Below are 16,618 nucleotides of genomic sequence, written 5' to 3'. Positions count from 1 at the left end.
CGTCGCGCCTCAGAACAGGCGCGGGCCGCGCGGCCCGCGGGCGGGCGCCGCCGCCGCTTCGGCTGCGGGCTTCGGGCCGCCGCCCACGACGACCGCCGCGCCTTCCGCAATGTCGCCGCCGAGAAGCTCGGTGTAGCTGCCGTCGGTCGCGCCGAGGCGCAGGGGAACGGCCTTCGGCTCGCCGACGCGGTCGAGCACGTGGACGCGGCCGCGTGTGCCCGTTCCGCCGCCCGCGGCGCGTTCGGCGCGCAGCTCCCGGGCGAGCGCCTCGAAGCGCGCCCTGCGCTCGGGGGTGAGCGCGGCGGCGATCCTGTCCATGAGGTCCTGACGGGCCGCGCGCAGGGCGGCGCGCCGCTCCTCGTCGGCGAGTTCCTGGGCGCGGGCGCCCGCGGCACGGCGCGCCTCGTCCAGAATCGCCTCGATCGCCTTCGCCTCGTCGGGCGTGGGCTTCACCTCCGCCGCGATGCGCTCGCGCAGCTCCTGCAGCGGGGCAACGCGCACCGGCGACTTCGCCCCCGCTGAAGGGGCATCCGCCGTCGCTCCGGTCACCGGCTTGAAGCGCAGCGCCGCGTTGGGGACGCGCAGCACGTCGCGCCGCTCATCGGTGACGATCTGCAGGTTCGCCGTCATGCCGGGCAGCAGCGACAGGTCGGCGTTGTCGACGCCGATCACGCCCGTGTAGGTGACGACGTTCTGGATGGTCTGGGCGCCGAGACGGACCATGCGCACGCGGCCCTCGTAGGTGCGATTGGGATAGGCGTTCACCGTGAAGATGACGCGCTGGCCTTCGCGGATGCGGCCCACGTCGCTCTCGTCGATATTGGCGTAGATGTCGATCTGGTGCAGGTCCTGGGCGATGGTGAAGAGCGTCGGGGCATTCAGCGAGGCCGCGACCGTCTGGCCAAGGTCGATCTGGCGCTGCACGACGACGCCGTCCACGGGCGAGCGGATCTCGGTGCGCTCGAGATCGATCTCGATGTCCCTGAGCTTCGCCCGGCGGGCGAGGACGACGGCCTCGGCTGACTTCAGCTGTGCCTCGGCCAGCGCGATGTCCGCATCCTGGCCGACGAGCTCGGCCCTGGCGGAGGCGATCTGCGCGTCGGTCGAGGCGAGGGTGGCCGCCTGCACGTCGGCCTGGGTCTTGGCGCTGTCGTAGGCGCTCTGCGAGCCCGTGCCGCGCTCGAACAGCTCCTTCTGGCGCTCGTAGGTGCGGCGGGCGTCGGTGAGCTGGGCCACAACCCGGTCGCGCTGGGCGAGGAGATCCTGCAGGGCGGCCTCCGAGCGCTGGCGCGTCGCCCGGGCGCGGTCGCGCTGGGCCCGGCGCTGGGCGACGTCGGCCTCGCCCTGGGCAAGGTCGGCGCTGGCTGCATCGCGTCGGGTCCGGATCTGCTCGCTGTAGAGGCGCGCCACCACCTGCCCGGCTTTGACCGGCGAATTGTAGTCGGCCAGGATCTCGACGATCTGGCCCGAGAGCTGAGAACCGACGAGCACGGTGGTCACGGGGGTGAGCGTGCCCGTCGCCTTGACCGTTGCCACGATCGTGCCACGGTCGACCGGAGCCGTGCGATAGGCTGCGCCGTTCGCCTCGCGCGTGGCGCTCCAGCCGAAGGCAACCGCCAAGAGGCCCGCTGCGACCGCAGCCCCGCCGACAATCCACACTCGCCGCACGTTTCACCTCGCTCCGGACCGCCCCTCGGCGGCGGGCGGATCATGGCGAAAGCCGCGCCGGGGGGCGAGTGAATTCGCGGTAATCTCGCTTCAGGCAACGGCCATGCGGCCGGGGCGGGAGGCGATGAGGTCGCGCAGGGTCGTGATGGTGGAGGCGTCCGCCACGCCGTCGACACGCTCGGGCCGGAAGTGGCGCTGGAAGGCGGCGACGACCTGCTCGGTCTCCGCATCATAGCGGCCGGAGATGGACAGGCCGTAGCCGTACATGGCGAGCATGGCCTGCAGGGCCTCGACGGGCTGGCCGGCGTCTCCCGGGCTGAGGAAGCGGCCGCCGCGGACGGGAGCGGGGGGCACCCAGTGCCCGACGCCGGCCCGATGCAGCGCCTCCCAGGGAAAGGTCTCGCCGGGATCGAGCTTGCGCGCGGGCGCGACGTCGGAATGGGCGAGGACGCGCTCCGCCGGGATGTGCCAGCGCGCGACGATGTCCTGGCACAGGGCCGTCAGCGCCGCGATCTGCGCAGCAGGATAGGGCGGCATGCCGCCGGGGTGGCCGGGATTGGCGATCTCGATGCCGAGCGAGGCGGAGTTGATGTCGGTTTCCCCCGCCCACGAGGCACGGCCGGCGTGCCAGGCCCGGCGCGCCTCGGGCACGAGCTGCAGGACGTGGCCGTTCTCGAAGACGAAATAATGCGCCGACACCTCGGAGACGGGGTTGCACAGCCAGTTCAGCGCCTCGCCCGTGTCGGGCATGCCGGTGTAGTGCAGGACGAGCATGTCCGGCCGGCGCGGGCTGCCGTCCGCGCTCTTGCGCTCGCCGTGGTTGGGCGAGGGGAACACCTTGGCGGCGACGGGGCTGTCGGGGGCTGGGCGGTCGGTCATGAGAACGTGGGTGCGCTTCAGGCGAGGTTGCGCTCGCGCGCGATCCTGTCCCACGCGGCGTTGATGGCGGCAAGCCGGTCGGTGGCGATCTTCACGGCTTCGGGTGGCAGGCCGCGGGCGATCTCGCGGTCGGGATGCGTCTCGGCGACGAGGCGGCGGTAGTGGCGCTTCAGCGCTTCGTCGCGCATGGACCGATCGGCGCCGATGACGACGTAAGGATCGTCGTCGCAGTGCAGGTGGCGGGCCTCGATGCGGGCGAAATCGCTCTCCGCGAAGCCGAAGATGGCGGCGACGGCCGCGAGATAGCGCAACTCCGCCTCGTGCAGCGCATGATCGGCCTTGGCGATGAGGAACAGACCGTCGACGATGTCCTCGAGCAATGCGGGATCGTCGCGGAAGGCGTCGGCGATCTGCCGTGCATAGGCCTCGAAGCCGGCCGTCGTCGCCTTCGCGAGGTCGAAGAGGCGCGCGACGTTGCCTTCCTCGCCGGGCGGCACGTCGACGATGCGGCGGAAGGCGGCCACCTCGTCATGGGTCACGACGCCGTCGGCCTTCGCCATCTTGGCGGAGAGGGCGACAAGGCCGGTGGTGAAGAGCGCTTCCTTTGCCGCGCGGCCGAAGGGCGCGCCCTCGCGATCGACCAGTACGTGCCCGGCAAGCGCGCCCATGAGCGCTCCCAGCGGCCCGCCGATGGCGAGCCCCAGGCCCGCGCCTCCGATCTTGCCCCACATACCCGTCTTGCTTGCTCACGCGGAAGGGACCGCCGAAGCCCGCTTCGACGGTCCGAATCGTCCATCCGGACGATCAGTAGCACTCTTGATAGCGCCGGCCGCGATAATAATAGGTGCGGCAGGGAGCGGTGGCAGCCCCGATCATGGCGCCTCCGGCCGCGCCGATGATGCCGCCCGCGACGGCGCCGCCCGCACGGCCCGTCGCCGCGCCGCCGATCGCCGCACCCGCCGCGCCGCCGATCAGCGCACCACCGACGGCCCGTTCCTCGGGCGTGTAGCAGGCCGCCACGCTGAGCGCGACGACCCCGATAGCCAGCCATTTCTTCATGGGGGCAGCTCCCTCTCGCTTCCACTCCGCTGTCAGCAACGCGCGGGCAGGAGAGATAGTTCCATTGTAGCTGCTGCGTTATGTCGCGCCAAGCGCGGTAGGGCGGTAGGACTGGCGCGAACGGGCGCGCCACATCCTTCCGTTTGGGGATCGGCCTACCGATTTCTTGCGAATTCACTAATACAAAGTAATTCAGTAGTTAATAAGCAATTAATTACGTATTGTTTCGGTAACATAATTCTATAACCCATTAAAGTCCTTATTCTGCCTGATCATTGCCAAATTTCAACGCAATTTATCTCTGCCAATAAAGAGCCAACTGCGGTCAGGGGTCGCTCATATGATCAGGACGACTGTGCTCGCAGCCGCGGTCGCGGCCTCGGTGTTGCCGGGATCCTTCGCCTTTGCGGAGGATGGCGATCGGCAGCTGGTCGCCGCCCGTCAGGACGCTGCCGGCGCGGCGGCGCCGGAGCCCTCCACGGGCGCCCTCCCTTCCGAGGCCGACGCGACGTCACGCAAGGGCCGCCGCGCAGCCGCCGCGGTGAATTCGTCGGCCTTTCGCGCGCTCATCGCCAAGCACGCCGGCGAGAACAGCGTGCCCTTCGGCCTTGCTGATGCCGTGGTGCGCATCGAGAGCCGCTACAACGCCCGCGCCAGGAACGGTCCGAACGTCGGGCTCACCCAGATCAACGCCCGCACGGCCCAGGCACTCGGCTATCGCGGGGGTGCGGCCGGGCTCTACGATCCGGACACCAACCTGCGCTATGGCATCCGCTATCTCGCCCAGGCCTATCGGCTCGCCGGCGGGGAGACCTGCGGTACCGTGCTGCGCTATCAGGCCGGGCACGGCGCCCGACGCATGACCAACGCGGCGCGCGCCTACTGCGCCAGGGTCAAGACCCATCTCGCCGAACTGCGCTGAGGCCGCCCGGGCCGACGCCCCCCCCCCCCCCCGATCCATCGCAGCCAGCGTCTCGCCGGAAGGCAAGGCCCGGAGGCCACAGGCGTGTCCGGCGGCAGTGGATCCTCGTTGTCAGTGTCGAGGAGTATCGCATTGAAGAACCATCGGACGCTTGGCGTCATCGGTCTTGCCGCGCTCATCGCGGCCACGCCCGTGCTCGCCAAGTCGCCTGCGAGCCGGCTCGCGAAGGTCGAGGCGGCTGCGGCCGCCCCGCAGCAGACAGAGACGCCCCGCCAGCCCGGTCTGTTCGAAAGCCTGTTCAGCGGCGCGAAGCCAGCAGAGAGCGCCCCGGCCGAGGCGGGGGCGTCCGCCGGCGGCAAGCGCGCCAAGGCCGGCTACGTCAAGCCGGGCAGCGCCCTCGGCTATGACGTGCCGGCGCGCGAACAATATCGCGATCTCATGGCCAGGCACGCCGCCGCCAACGGCGTGCCCTTCGCCCTCGTCGACGCGGTGGTGCGTATCGAGAGCCGCTACAACCCGCGGGCCCATAACGCCGGCGCCATCGGCCTGATGCAGATCAAGTACCGCACGGCGCGGGGCGTCGGTTACACCGGCTCGCCCGCCGGGCTGTACAGCCCTGAGGCCAACATCGAATACGGCGTGAAGTATCTCGCCGGGGCCTACCGTCTGGCTGGCGGGGACACCTGCGGCACGGTGATGCGCTACCAGGGCGGCCATTACGCCACGCGCATGAGCCGCGCCAACCTCGCCTATTGCGCCAAGGTGCGCACGATAGCCGCGAGCCTCGCCACGGGCCAGGAGAGCTGAGCCGAGAGCTGAGGCGAGGGCCGAGGCGCCGGGCGCGGCCCGGCAGGTTCCTTCCGCGCTGCGTCGCTTCTGCCGGCGGCAACGCCGCGGCCCCCGTGGCCGCGGCGTTGCCGTCCTTGACCCCGGGCGCCGCCATCCCTATCCCAAGGGTGCCAGTCGGCCGGACGGCCGCTGCCTGCGGGGCGACCCACGGGCGGAGGAAAGTCCGGGCTCCATGGAGACACGGTGCCGGATAACATCCGGCGGGGGCGACCCCAGGGACAGTGCCACAGAAAGCAAACCGCCCCGCCGAGGCCCACGGCCTCCGGGGTAAGGGTGAAAGGGTGCGGTAAGAGCGCACCGCGTCGGCGGCAACGTCGGCGGCACGGTAAACCCCACCGGGAGCAAAACCGAATAGGGGCGACAGGGCGTTTCGGCGTCCAGGCAGGTTTCCAAGCTCGTCGCCCGGGTTGGTTGCTCGAGGCGGCCGGTAACGGCCGTCCCAGAGGAATGGCCGTCACGCCCGGGGCGACCCGGGCCTTACAGAACCCGGCTTACAGGCCGGCTGGCGCCTTCTCATTCCCTGCCTCGGATACCGCCGCAGCAGTTGTGCCGTGACGTTCCAGCAACCGGAAATCCATGCCGATTCAACGGTTCGTTAACCTTAACGCGGTGTGATCGCGACGAGGGCGAATGACGCCATTCGGGCGCCCGATTCCGTTGACGACCATATGGTCCCATGATATCCCAAATCATCCCGCCGTCGACGAGCCGCGTCGCACCGCACGGGGGCCGCGCAGGTTGCGGCTCGACCGAGCGTGCGGCTGTCTTGCCGGGCGTCGGGATGGGGCGCGGCGCCGTCGCGGGCGACACGCCTCGGTCAGGGGCGATGAAGGGGACGGCGCGGGCCGCGGGTCATGGACCGCTTCGTGTCCAACTTCACCAATCGGCTGGATGCGAAGGGACGCGTGTCGATCCCGGCGTCCTTTCGCTCGGTGCTGGCGCGGGACGGTTTCGAGGGGCTCTACGTGCATCCGGCGCTGGACAGTCCGGCGCTCGATGCGGGCGGCAACGCGCTCTTGCGGGAGATCGACGGGCTCCTGTCGACGCTCTCGCCCTACTCGGACGAGCGCGACCACCTGTCGACGGCGCTGCTCGGCACGAGCGAGGTGCTCAAGGTCGATCCGGAGGGGCGTGTGATCCTGACCGAAGCCTTGCGGGCCCATGCGGGGATCGCGGATGCGGTCACCTTCGTCGGGCACGGCCACAAATTCCAGATCTGGGAGCCCGAACGCTTCCGCGCGCATCTCGAGGAGGCGCGCGCCAAGGTGCGGGATCTCAAGAAGTCGCTCGGTGCGGCCAGGGGCGCGGCCACGGCTGCGCTTCCGGGCGGCGTTCCTCCCGGAGCACGGGAACAATGACGGGCCGCGGCGACGGCTCGGCCGGCGCCGCTGGCGGACCGGCCCGTCATGTTCCCGTGCTCCTGCGGGAGGTGCTTGCAAGCCTCGCGCCGAAGCCGCGCGGCCTCTATCTCGACGGCACCTTCGGGGCGGGCGGCTATTCACGCGCCATTCTCGACGCCGCTCCCGGCGTGCGCCTGCTCGCACTCGACCGTGACCCCTCGGCGGTCTCCGGCGGTGCGGATCTCGTCGCCGCGTCCGCCGGGCGGCTCGTGCTGACGGAGGCGCGCTTCGGCGATCTCGATGCCGTCGCGCAAGCCCATGGCTTTGTGCCGCTCGACGGCGTCGTGCTCGACATCGGCGTGTCCTCCATGCAGCTCGACGAGGCCGGGCGCGGCTTCTCCTTCCGTTTCGAGGGGCCGCTCGACATGCGCATGGAGCAGGCGGGGCCCAGCGCGGCCGACCTCGTCAATCACGCCGGGGAGCGCGAGCTCGCCGACATCATCTATCACTACGGCGAGGAGCGGCGCTCGCGGGCCGTGGCGCACGCCATCGTCGAGGCGCGGCGCCGCGGCCGCATCTCGACCACCAAGCAGCTTGCGGACATCGTCGCCACCGTCGTGCGGGCCGAGCCGAACGCACCGCATCCGGCGACGCGCACCTTCCAGGCGCTGCGCATCGCGGTGAACGACGAGCTCGGCGAGCTCGTGCGCGCGCTGGCCGCGGCCGAGCGTGTGCTCGCTCCGGGCGGGCGGCTCGTCGTCGTGACCTTCCACTCGCTCGAGGATCGCATCGTCAAGCAGTTCCTCGCGCGCCGCTCCGGCCGGGTGGGCACAGGCTCGCGCCACCTGCCGGGGGCGCCCGCCGAGGCGCCGACGTTCACGCTCGTCACGAAGGGGGCGGTGTCCCCCTCCGAGGACGAACTCGCCGCCAATGTGCGGGCGCGCTCCGCCAAGCTCAGGGCGGCCGAGCGGACGGAGGCGGCGGCGAGAGGCCTCGACGACAGCGTGCGGGCGCTCGCCGAACTGCCGCAACCGAAGGGGAGAGGGCGCTGATGATGCGTTTCCTGCACATCATCGCGATCGCGGCGCTCGTCGCCTCGGCGGGCTATGCCTACTCGATCAAGTACGACACGATCTACTATGCCGAGCAGGTCGCCAAGCTGAAGAGCCGCATCCAGCGCGAGAAGGACGCCATAGCGGTGCTGCGCGCCGAATGGCAGCATCTCAATCGCTCCGACCGTCTGCAGGTGCTGGCCGAGCGGCACCTCGACCTGCAGCCGCTCTCCATCAACCAGATCGTACGCATGTCGGACATCCCCACGCGCCAGCCGAAGATCGACGAGATCGGCCGCAAGCTGGAGGCGCTCGGCCTCGGGCCGACACCGCAGGGTGACCGCGTCGGTGAAGCGCGCACCCCGTCCTCGACCGCGACGCCGTGAGGGAGGTGGCCATGCAGGAAGACATCTCTCCGGTCGCCCGGAGCGAAGCGGGCGAGCCCGGCGCGGAGCCCCGTCCGAGCCGGCTGCGGCGCATCCTCGCCTTCGTGCGCGACCTTTTCCGCATGCGCTCCGAGAAGAGCGAGGCGCGCGTCGGCCTTGTCGCCGTCGCCTTCTCGGCCTTGTTCCTCCTCATCATCGGACGCCTCGCGATGCTGGCCCTGGCGCCCGATGCGGCAAACAGCGCGCGGCGCGCCGCGTCCTCCGCCATCGCCGCGGCGCGGCCAGACATCGTCGACCGCAACGGTGTCGTTCTCGCCACCGACGTGAAGACGGTGTCGGTCTTCGCCGAGCCGCGCAACATCATCGACAAGGACGAGGCGACGGAACTCCTGACCGCGGTGCTGCCGGACCTCAATGCCCGCGAGCTGCGCGACAAGCTCGGCACCAGGAAGGGTTTCGTCTGGGTGAAGCGCGAGATCACGCCGCGCCAGCAGGCGGAGGTGCATCGCCTCGGCATCCCGGGTGTCGGCTTCCTGCCGGAGCACAAGCGCGTCTATCCGAACGGGCCCGTGGCCGCGCACGTCCTCGGTTTCGCCAATGTCGACAACGAGGGCATTGCCGGCATCGAGAAATACATCGACAACCAGGGGCTCAAGGACCTGCTCGGGGCAGGCTTCGCCCGCTCGGCCGCGGACCTGAAGCCCGTACAGCTCTCCCTCGATGCCAACGCCGAGCACGCGGTGCGCGACGAGCTCGTCAAGGGCATGGAGAAGTTCAAGGCCAAGGCCGTTGCTGCGCTCGTCATGGACGTCAACACCGGCGAGGTGATCGCGCTCGTCTCGCTGCCCGACTTCGACCCGAACAATCCTGTCGACGCGCTGGAGAAGGACCGCATCAACCGCATGAACGTCGGCGTGTTCGAGATGGGCTCCACCTTCAAGGCGCTGACGACGGCGATGGCGCTCGACAGCGGCAAGGTGAGCATCAATTCGAGCTTCGACGCCCGCAGCGCCCTGCGCTACGGCCGCTTCAAGATCAGCGACTATCACGGCAAGAACCGCATCCTCACGGTGCCGGAGGTGTTCATCTACTCCTCCAACATCGGCACGGCGAAGATGGCGCTCACCATCGGCGTGGAGGGGCACAAGGCCTTCCTCAAGAAGATGGGCCAGCTCGACCGCCTGCGCACCGAGCTGCCGGAAAGCGCCGAGCCGATCCTGCCGCCGCGCTGGGGCGAGCTCAACACCATCACCATCTCCTACGGCCACGGCCTGGCGGTGGCGCCCATCCAGGCGGCCGCGGCGGTGGCGGCCCTCGTCAACGGCGGCTACCTCATGAAGCCGACCTTCCTCAAGCGCAGCGAGGAGGAGGCAAGAGCCGAGGCGACACGCGTGATCAAGCCCGAGACGAGCGAGGCCATGCGCTACATCATGCGCCTCAACGCCACCCGCGGCTCGGCGACCAAGGCCTCGGTGCCGGGCTATTTCGTCGGCGGCAAGACCGGCACGGCCGACAAGGTCATCAACGGCCGCTACGCCAAGAACAAGAACTTCACCACCTTCATGGCCACGGTTCCCGCCGACAAGCCGAAATATCTCTTCCTCACGATCTACGACGAGCCGCAGGGCCTGCCGGAGACCTACGGCTATGCCACTGCCGCCTGGAACGCCGGCGTGACCACGGGCCGCATCATCGAGCGGGTGGCCCCCATCCTCGGGCTACCACCGCGTTTCGAGCCGCCCGTGCAACCCTTCCCGACGATGGTGCGGCTCGGTGCCTGGGGCTCGCAGCAGTGACGAACGCATGACGATGAAGATTGCCGAACAATGAAGCTCGCCGAACTCCTGCCCGAGGTCTTCGCGACCGGTGCCGCCGCCGAGAGGCCCGTGGCGGCGCTGACCGCAGACTCGCGCCTGGTGCGCGCCGGCTCCCTCTTCGTCGCCGTGCCGGGCACGAAGGCTGACGGCATGCGCTTCGTGGCGGATGCGGCCGCGCGCGGCGCGGCGGCCGTCGTGGGGGAGGGGGCGCGCCCCGCCAGCCTTCCGGCGGAGGTCGCCTATGCGCAGGTTGCCGACGCGCGCCGCGCGCTGGCGCTGGCCGCGGCGCGGCTTCACCCGCGCCAGCCGCGCACGATCGTCGCCGTCACGGGCACGGCGGGCAAGAGCTCGGTCGTCGACTTCGCGCGCCAGCTCTTCGCCGCCTGCGGCCATGCCGCGGCGAGCCTCGGTACCATCGGCGTGGTGGCGCCGTCGGGTACCGTCTATGGCTCGCTGACGACGCCGGATCCCGTGAGCCTGCACGAGACGCTCGACCGGCTCGCCCAAGAGGGCGTCACGCATCTTGCCATGGAGGCCTCCTCGCACGGGCTCGACCAACGCCGGCTCGACGGCGTGCGGCTGACCGCCGCCGCCTTCACCAATCTCGGGCGCGACCACCTCGACTACCATCCGACGGTCGAGAACTATCTCGCGGCGAAGCTGCGCCTGTTCGACACGCTCATGCCCACGGGCGCCACCGCCGTCGTCAATGCCGACGCGCCGGAGGCCGGGGCGGTGGAGGCGGCCGCGCTGAAGCGCGGCTTGGCCGTGCTCAGCGTCGGTCGCGCGGGCCGCGACCTTGCGCTGGTAGAGGCCGTGCGCCAAGGCTTCACCCAGCGCCTGACGATCCGGTTCGGGGCAGCAAGACACGAGATTCTGCTGCCGCTCGCCGGCGACTTCCAGGCATGGAATGCGCTCGTGGCGGCGGGGCTCGCCATCGCGGCCGGCGAGCCGCCGGACGCGGCTCTCGGCGCGCTCGCACATCTTGCGGGCGTCAAGGGGCGGCTCGAGCGCGTGGCCGAGGTGAACGGCGCGCTCGTCGTCGTCGATTATGCGCACAAGCCGGACGCGCTCGCGCAGGTGCTCGACGCGCTGCGGCCCTACACCGCCGGCCGGCTCTTCGTCGTCGTCGGGGCGGGCGGCGACCGGGATGCCGGCAAGCGCCCGATCATGGGGCGGATCGCGGCGGAGCGGGCCGACGTGGTCATCGTCTCCGACGACAACCCGCGCTCCGAGGAACCGGCGGCGATCCGCGCCGCAATCCTTGCGGCGGCGCCCGGCGCGCGCGAGATCGGAGACCGGGGCGAGGCGATCCGCACCGCCGTGCGGGAACTCGAGCCCGGCGACGTCCTCGTCGTCGCGGGCAAAGGTCATGAAACGGGCCAGATCGTGGGTGATCGGACGCTCCCCTTCTCGGATCACGACGCCGTGCGCGCGGCCGTCGCGGAGCTTTCTCGATGACACAACCCCTGTGGACCGGCCTTGAACTTCTCACCGTGCTCAGCGCCCGGGCGCACGGCGGGCTGCCGGATGAGGTCGGCGGCGCCTCGATCGACACGCGCACGCTGATGCCCGGCGACCTGTTCTTCGCCATCAAGGGCGAGGCGCGCGATGGCCACGACTTCGTCGCCGATGCTCTCGCCAATGGTGCCGCCGCCGCCGTGGTCGACGAGGCTCATGCCGGGGAGCTGAAGCATCTCGGCCCGCTCTTCGTCGTCGACGACGTGCTCGCCGCCATGATGGCGGCGGGGCGGGCCGCGCGTGCCCGCAGCGAGGCGAGGATCGTCGCCGTCACGGGTTCCGCCGGCAAGACGGGTACGAAGGAGGCGCTGCGCCTGGCGCTCGGCCGGCAGGGCCGCACACATGCCTCGGTCGCCTCCTACAACAACCACTGGGGCGTGCCGCTGACGCTCGCCCGCATGCCGCGCGACTGTGCCTACGGCATCTTCGAGATCGGCATGAACGCCCCCGGCGAGATCCTGCCGCTCACACGCCAGGTGCGGCCGCAGGTGGCCATCGTCACGACCGTGGAGCCGGTGCATCTTGCCTTCTTCCCCTCGGTCGCGGCCATCGCCGACGCCAAGGGCGAGGTGTTCCAGGGGCTGGAGCCCGGCGGAACGGCCATCCTCAACCGCGACAACCCGCAGTTCGAGCGGCTGAAGGCGCATGCCGCCGCTTCGCCCGCCGGGCGCGTCGTGAGCTTCGGCGTGCACGAGGAGGCGGACGTGCGCGCCCAGCGCATCATCACGCAGCCCGACCTCTCGATCGTCGAGGCGCGCGTCTTCGGCTTGCCCGTCACCTACCGGCTCGGCTCTCCCGGTCGCCATATCGCGCTCAACAGCCTCTCCGTGCTCGCCGCCGTGCACGTGCTCGGCGCCGACCTCGCCATCGCCGCCCTGTCGCTCGGCCAGCTCGAGGCCCCTGTCGGGCGCGGCGAGCGCACGCGCCTGTCTCTCGCGGGCGGTGACATCGTCCTCATCGACGAGAGCTTCAACGCCAATCCCGCCTCCATGCGCGCGGCCCTCGCCAATCTCGGCCAGACGGCGCCCGGCCACCGGGGGCGGCGCATCGCCGTGCTCGCCGACATGCTCGAACTCGGGCAGGAGGGGCCGGCGCTGCACCGCGACCTCGCCGAGGCGGTGGAGGAGAACGGCATCGACCTCATCTTCGCCGCCGGGCCCCTCATGCGCGAGCTGTGGCAGGCCTTGCCGGGCGAGCGTCGTGGCGGCTATGCGGGGACCGCGGCCGATCTCGAGCCCATGGTGATCGAGGCCCTGCGCGGCGGCGACGCCGTCATGGTCAAGGGATCGAAGGCAACCAAGGTGTCGAGGATCGTCGCCACCCTGAAGGACCGCTTTCCGGCCGCGTCCCGCCCCCTCGAGGCGAGCGCCTGACTTCGGAGACCGCACCTTATGCTCACCTGGCTCGCCGACCTCAGCGCCGCCATCCCGGTCCTGAACGTCTTCCGCTACATCACCTTCCGCACCGGCGCGGCAACGGCGACGGGGCTCTTCTTCGTCTTCATGTTCGGCCCGGCGATCATCTCCATGCTGCGCGTGCGCCAGGGCAAGGGCCAGCCGATCCGCGAGGACGGGCCGCAGTCGCATCTCCTCACCAAGAAGGGCACGCCCACCATGGGCGGCCTGATGATCCTTTCGGGCGTGATCGTCTCGACGCTGCTGTGGGCGAACCTGCGCAACCCCTATGTCTGGATCGTGCTGCTGGTCACGGTCGGCTTCGGGGCCATCGGCTTCTACGACGACTTCCTCAAGGTGACGAAGCAGTCGCACAAGGGCTTCTCCGGCCGCTCGCGCCTCGCCATCGAGGCGCTGATCGCCGGCCTCGCCTGCATCGCCATCGTCATCGCCAGCCGCGGGGCCCTGCCGCCCGCGCGCGACATGCTGGCGACCTCGGTCGCCATCCCCTTCTTCAAGGACGTGCTGCTCGACCTCGGCTGGTTCTTCGTGGTCTTCGGGGCCTTCATCATCGTGGCGGCCGGCAATTCCGTGAACCTGACGGACGGGCTCGACGGCCTTGCCATCGTGCCGGTGATGATCGCGGCCGCGACCTTCGGCTTCATCGCCTATCTCGCCGGCAACGCCATCTTCGCCAACTACCTGCAGATCCACTTCGTGCCCGGCACGGGCGAGCTCGCGGTGATCTGCGGCGCGCTCATCGGTGCCGGCATCGGCTTCCTGTGGTTCAATGCGCCGCCGGCGCAGATCTTCATGGGCGACACGGGCTCGCTCGCGCTCGGCGGCCTCATCGGCACCATCGCGGTCGCCACCAAGCACGAGATCGTGCTTGCCATCGTCGGCGGCCTCTTCGTCCTAGAGGCGTTGTCGGTCATCATCCAGGTCGCCTCGTTCAAGCTCACGGGCAAGCGCGTCTTCAAGATGGCGCCCATCCATCACCATTTCGAACAGCTCGGCTGGACGGAGCCACAGGTGGTGATCCGCTTCTGGATCATCTCCGTCGTGCTTGCCCTCGTCGGGCTGTCGACGCTGAAGCTCAGGTGAGGCGCCGATGGTCCCGATCACCAGCTTCGCGGGCAAGCGTGTCGCGGTCTTCGGGCTCGGCGGCTCGGGCCTTGCGACCGCCGAGGCGCTTCTCGTCGGCGGCGCGAGGGTCGTCGCCTGGGACGACGGAGAGGTGGGCCGCGCCAATGCCTCCGCCCGGGGCGTTCCCATCCTCGATCTCCGTACGGCTGACTGGAGCGGCCTTTCCGCCCTCGTGCTGTCGCCCGGCGTGCCGCTGACGCATCCCGCCCCGCATTGGACCGTGCCGCTCGCGAAGGCCGCGGGCGTCGAGATCATCGGCGACATCGAGCTGTTCTGCCGCGAACGGGCGAAGCGGCCCGTCGCGCCCGGCGCCGCCGAGACCACAGGCGCGGCAGGTCCGCTCGCGCCTCTCGTCGCCATCACCGGCACCAATGGCAAGTCGACCACCACGGCACTCGTCGCTCACATCCTGCGGCGCGCCGGATGGGACGTGCAGATGGGCGGCAACATCGGGACGGCGGTGCTCTCCCTCGAGCCGCCGGCGCCGAACCGCGTCTATGTCATCGAGTGCTCGTCCTACCAGATCGATCTCGCGCCTTCGCTCGCGCCGACGGTAGGGGTGTTGCTCAACATCACGCCCGATCATCTCGACCGCCACGGCACGATGGAGAACTACGCCGCCATCAAGGCGCGGCTCGTCGAAACAGCCGAGACGGCGGTCGTCGGAGTCGATGACGAGTACGGGCTCGCCGTCTACGGCCGCCTCTACGACATGAAACGACGGGTGCGAGCGATCTCGGTCGCAAGCCGCGTCGCCGGCGGCATCTTCTACCACCCCCCGCATCTCGTGCGGCAGGTGCAGCTCGACGCGAGCGGGAGCATCGCCGCGGAGCATCTTCTCGACCTCACGGGCATCGGCTCGCTGCGCGGCGCCCACAATGCGCAGAACGCGGCGGCGGCCTTCGTCGCCTGCTCCGCGCTCGGCGTCCCGCACGACAAGATCGCGGACGGCATGCGCAGCTTCCCCGGCCTGCCGCACCGCATGGAGCAAGTGGGGCGCATCGGCCCCGTGCTCTTCGTCAACGATTCCAAGGCGACGAACGCCGACGCCGCCGAGAAGGCGCTGACCTCCTTTGACACGATCTACTGGATCCTCGGCGGCAAGCCGAAGGACGGCGGCATCGTGCCCCTCGCGCCCCATTTCCCCAGGATCGCGCAGGCCTATCTCATCGGCGCCGCGACGGAGGAATTTGCCGCGACCCTCGACGGCAAGGTGCCCTATGCCCGCTGCGGCACGCTGGAGAGGGCCATCGCGGCGGCGGCGGAGGATGCGGCGCGCTCCGAGGCGGAGGAGCCGGTGGTGTTACTCTCGCCCGCCTGCGCCTCCTTCGACCAGTTCCCGAATTTCGAGGTGCGCGGCGACCGCTTCCGCGATCTCGTCCTCGCCCTGCCCGGCCTCGCGCCCTTTCCGAGGAGCTGAGCCATGGCCTCGCGCGCGCAACGTACCCTCGTCGGCGAATGGTGGTGGACGGTCGACCGTCTGCTGCTCGCGGCGCTCGTCACGCTGATGGTCGCGGGGCTCGTGTTCCTCATGGGCGGCGGCCCGCCGGTGGCGGAGCGGCTCGGTCTGCCGACCTTCCATTTCATCAACCGGCAGGTGCTCTATCTGGTGCCGGCCGTCGCGCTGATGCTGGCGACGTCATTCCTGTCGCCGCGCTACGTGCGGCGTGCGGCGCTCGTCACCTATCTCGTCGGCATAGGTGTCATCGTGGCGGCGCTCTACATCGGCCCGGAAGTCAAGGGCTCGCGCCGCTGGCTGTCGATCGCCGGCATCACGGTGCAGCCGTCCGAATTCGTCAAGCCCGCCTTCGTAGTGCTCGCCGCCTGGCTGTTCTCGGAAGGGGCGCGGCGCAAGGACATGCCGGGCACGATCCTCGCCGTGCTTCTTCTGCCGGCGACGATCGTGCCGCTCGTGCTGCAGCCCGACATCGGCCAGACCATGCTCGTCACCATCGTCTGGGCGGCGCTCTTCTTCACTGCGGGCCTGCACATCTTCTGGGTGGCGGGCATCGGCGGGGCCGGCGTCACGGGCCTCTTCCTCGCCTATGAGCTCATCCCGCACGTGCGGGCGCGCATCGAGCGCTTCCTCGACAAGGACTCGGGCGACAGCTTCCAGATCGACACCGCGATGGAATCCTTCCTGCAGGGCGGCTGGTTCGGCAAGGGGCCGGGGGAGGGCACGGTCAAGCGCATCCTGCCCGACGCCCATACGGACTTCATCTTCTCGGTCACGGCGGAGGAATTCGGCATCATCGTCTGCGTCGGCGTCGTGGTGCTGTTCGCCTTCATCGTCCTGCGCGGCCTCATCCTGGCGCAACGCAACGAGGAGCCGTTCTGCCGCCTCGCCATCACCGGGCTCGTGACGCTCTTCGGCATCCAGGCCTGCATCAACATGATGGTGAACGTGCATCTCCTGCCGGCGAAGGGCATGACGCTGCCGTTCATCTCCTACGGCGGCTCGTCCCTGTTCTCGCTCGCGCTCGGCATGGGCTTCCTCATCGCTCTGACCCGCAAGCGGCCGCGCGCCGAAATCCTCGACCGCATCGCCCCGGCCACGGTCGGCCGGGCCTACGGAGCGTGAGCGT

The 16,618-nt window shown here is 70.1% G+C and carries 15 protein-coding genes and 1 other RNA gene; 12 read left to right on the top strand and 4 right to left on the bottom strand.

Going from position 1 to position 16,618, the window contains the following annotated elements; translation table 11 throughout:
* Positions 1 to 9: 9 nt before the first annotated feature.
* From QNA08_RS10300 to QNA08_RS10285, 4 genes are all read right to left on the bottom strand, one after another.
* On the bottom strand, positions 10 to 1,668 hold the full coding sequence (locus tag QNA08_RS10300; protein ID WP_283740609.1) for an efflux RND transporter periplasmic adaptor subunit: 1,659 nt from the start codon (positions 1,666 to 1,668) through the stop codon (positions 10 to 12).
* A gap of 90 nt (positions 1,669 to 1,758) precedes the next feature.
* Positions 1,759 to 2,547, bottom strand: a complete 789-nt coding sequence (locus tag QNA08_RS10295; RefSeq protein ID WP_283740608.1) for an N-acetylmuramoyl-L-alanine amidase — start codon at positions 2,545 to 2,547, stop codon at positions 1,759 to 1,761.
* A gap of 17 nt (positions 2,548 to 2,564) precedes the next feature.
* Positions 2,565 to 3,278, bottom strand: coding sequence for a TerB family tellurite resistance protein (locus QNA08_RS10290; protein WP_283740607.1), 714 nt, complete (start codon positions 3,276 to 3,278; stop codon positions 2,565 to 2,567).
* A gap of 73 nt (positions 3,279 to 3,351) precedes the next feature.
* Positions 3,352 to 3,606, bottom strand: a complete 255-nt coding sequence (locus QNA08_RS10285) for a hypothetical protein (protein WP_283740606.1) — start codon at positions 3,604 to 3,606, stop codon at positions 3,352 to 3,354.
* 340 nt (positions 3,607 to 3,946) lie between these two features.
* On the opposite strand from QNA08_RS10285, the gene QNA08_RS10280 reads away from it, so the two are divergent.
* From QNA08_RS10280 to QNA08_RS10225, 12 genes are all read left to right on the top strand, one after another.
* A complete protein-coding gene (locus QNA08_RS10280) occupies positions 3,947 to 4,528 on the top strand; it encodes a lytic transglycosylase domain-containing protein (protein ID WP_283740605.1) in 582 nt (193 codons plus the stop codon).
* Between the two features lie 132 nt (positions 4,529 to 4,660).
* Positions 4,661 to 5,335, top strand: coding sequence for a lytic transglycosylase domain-containing protein (locus QNA08_RS10275; RefSeq protein ID WP_283740604.1), 675 nt, complete (start codon positions 4,661 to 4,663; stop codon positions 5,333 to 5,335).
* Between the two features lie 152 nt (positions 5,336 to 5,487).
* Positions 5,488 to 5,887, top strand: an RNA gene (gene rnpB / locus QNA08_RS10270) — RNase P RNA component class A.
* A 344-nt stretch (positions 5,888 to 6,231) separates the two neighbouring features.
* Positions 6,232 to 6,735, top strand: a complete 504-nt coding sequence (mraZ, locus tag QNA08_RS10265; RefSeq protein ID WP_283740603.1) for a division/cell wall cluster transcriptional repressor MraZ — start codon at positions 6,232 to 6,234, stop codon at positions 6,733 to 6,735.
* The gene (rsmH, locus tag QNA08_RS10260; protein ID WP_283740602.1) at positions 6,732 to 7,769 is read left to right on the top strand and encodes a 16S rRNA (cytosine(1402)-N(4))-methyltransferase RsmH; all 1,038 of its coding nucleotides are present in this window, start codon (positions 6,732 to 6,734) and stop codon (positions 7,767 to 7,769) included. Before mraZ ends, rsmH begins: the two co-directional genes overlap by 4 nt.
* Positions 7,769 to 8,155, top strand: coding sequence for a cell division protein FtsL (ftsL, locus tag QNA08_RS10255; RefSeq protein WP_283740601.1), 387 nt, complete (start codon positions 7,769 to 7,771; stop codon positions 8,153 to 8,155). Before rsmH ends, ftsL begins: the two co-directional genes overlap by 1 nt.
* Before the next feature lie 11 nt (positions 8,156 to 8,166).
* Positions 8,167 to 9,951 (top strand): peptidoglycan D,D-transpeptidase FtsI family protein, encoded by a 1,785-nt coding sequence (locus tag QNA08_RS10250; protein WP_283740600.1) that lies wholly within the window; start codon positions 8,167 to 8,169, stop codon positions 9,949 to 9,951.
* A gap of 30 nt (positions 9,952 to 9,981) precedes the next feature.
* Positions 9,982 to 11,433: a UDP-N-acetylmuramoyl-L-alanyl-D-glutamate--2,6-diaminopimelate ligase gene (locus tag QNA08_RS10245; protein WP_283740599.1), complete on the top strand. Its 1,452-nt coding sequence runs from the start codon at positions 9,982 to 9,984 to the stop codon at positions 11,431 to 11,433.
* The gene (locus QNA08_RS10240; RefSeq protein ID WP_283740598.1) at positions 11,430 to 12,866 is read left to right on the top strand and encodes a UDP-N-acetylmuramoylalanyl-D-glutamyl-2,6-diaminopimelate--D-alanyl-D-alanine ligase; all 1,437 of its coding nucleotides are present in this window, start codon (positions 11,430 to 11,432) and stop codon (positions 12,864 to 12,866) included. Before QNA08_RS10245 ends, QNA08_RS10240 begins: the two co-directional genes overlap by 4 nt.
* 18 nt (positions 12,867 to 12,884) lie before the next feature.
* Entirely contained in the window at positions 12,885 to 13,991 is a 1,107-nt protein-coding gene (gene mraY / locus QNA08_RS10235; protein ID WP_283740597.1) for a phospho-N-acetylmuramoyl-pentapeptide-transferase, read from the top strand.
* A 7-nt stretch (positions 13,992 to 13,998) separates the two neighbouring features.
* The gene (gene murD, locus QNA08_RS10230; protein WP_283740596.1) at positions 13,999 to 15,453 is read left to right on the top strand and encodes a UDP-N-acetylmuramoyl-L-alanine--D-glutamate ligase; all 1,455 of its coding nucleotides are present in this window, start codon (positions 13,999 to 14,001) and stop codon (positions 15,451 to 15,453) included.
* Positions 15,454 to 15,456: 3 nt separating this feature from the next.
* Positions 15,457 to 16,614, top strand: coding sequence for an FtsW/RodA/SpoVE family cell cycle protein (locus QNA08_RS10225; protein WP_283740595.1), 1,158 nt, complete (start codon positions 15,457 to 15,459; stop codon positions 16,612 to 16,614).
* Positions 16,615 to 16,618 lie beyond the last annotated feature (4 nt).

This window comes from Chelatococcus albus (genome assembly GCF_030067675.1).
GTDB classification, from domain to species: domain Bacteria; phylum Pseudomonadota; class Alphaproteobacteria; order Rhizobiales; family Beijerinckiaceae; genus Chelatococcus_A; species Chelatococcus_A albus.
Note: the sequence above shows the minus strand (reverse complement) of the source record. Positions and strands in the feature narration are given on the sequence as shown.

What these genes read in the sequence shown, in the direction of transcription:
- QNA08_RS10285 (WP_283740606.1), bottom strand. Translation starts at nt 3,606, where the DNA reads ATGAAGAAATGGCTGGCTATCGGGGTCGTCGCGCTCAGCGTGGCGGCC.
- QNA08_RS10290 (WP_283740607.1), bottom strand. Translation starts at nt 3,278, where the DNA reads ATGTGGGGCAAGATCGGAGGCGCGGGCCTGGGGCTCGCCATCGGCGGG.
- mraZ (WP_283740603.1), top strand. Translation starts at nt 6,232, where the DNA reads ATGGACCGCTTCGTGTCCAACTTCACCAATCGGCTGGATGCGAAGGGA.
- QNA08_RS10295 (WP_283740608.1), bottom strand. Translation starts at nt 2,547, where the DNA reads ATGACCGACCGCCCAGCCCCCGACAGCCCCGTCGCCGCCAAGGTGTTC.
- QNA08_RS10250 (WP_283740600.1), top strand. Translation starts at nt 8,167, where the DNA reads ATGCAGGAAGACATCTCTCCGGTCGCCCGGAGCGAAGCGGGCGAGCCC.
- rsmH (WP_283740602.1), top strand. Translation starts at nt 6,732, where the DNA reads ATGACGGGCCGCGGCGACGGCTCGGCCGGCGCCGCTGGCGGACCGGCC.
- murD (WP_283740596.1), top strand. Translation starts at nt 13,999, where the DNA reads ATGGTCCCGATCACCAGCTTCGCGGGCAAGCGTGTCGCGGTCTTCGGG.
- mraY (WP_283740597.1), top strand. Translation starts at nt 12,885, where the DNA reads ATGCTCACCTGGCTCGCCGACCTCAGCGCCGCCATCCCGGTCCTGAAC.
- ftsL (WP_283740601.1), top strand. Translation starts at nt 7,769, where the DNA reads ATGATGCGTTTCCTGCACATCATCGCGATCGCGGCGCTCGTCGCCTCG.
- QNA08_RS10245 (WP_283740599.1), top strand. Translation starts at nt 9,982, where the DNA reads ATGAAGCTCGCCGAACTCCTGCCCGAGGTCTTCGCGACCGGTGCCGCC.
- QNA08_RS10240 (WP_283740598.1), top strand. Translation starts at nt 11,430, where the DNA reads ATGACACAACCCCTGTGGACCGGCCTTGAACTTCTCACCGTGCTCAGC.
- QNA08_RS10280 (WP_283740605.1), top strand. Translation starts at nt 3,947, where the DNA reads ATGATCAGGACGACTGTGCTCGCAGCCGCGGTCGCGGCCTCGGTGTTG.
- QNA08_RS10225 (WP_283740595.1), top strand. Translation starts at nt 15,457, where the DNA reads ATGGCCTCGCGCGCGCAACGTACCCTCGTCGGCGAATGGTGGTGGACG.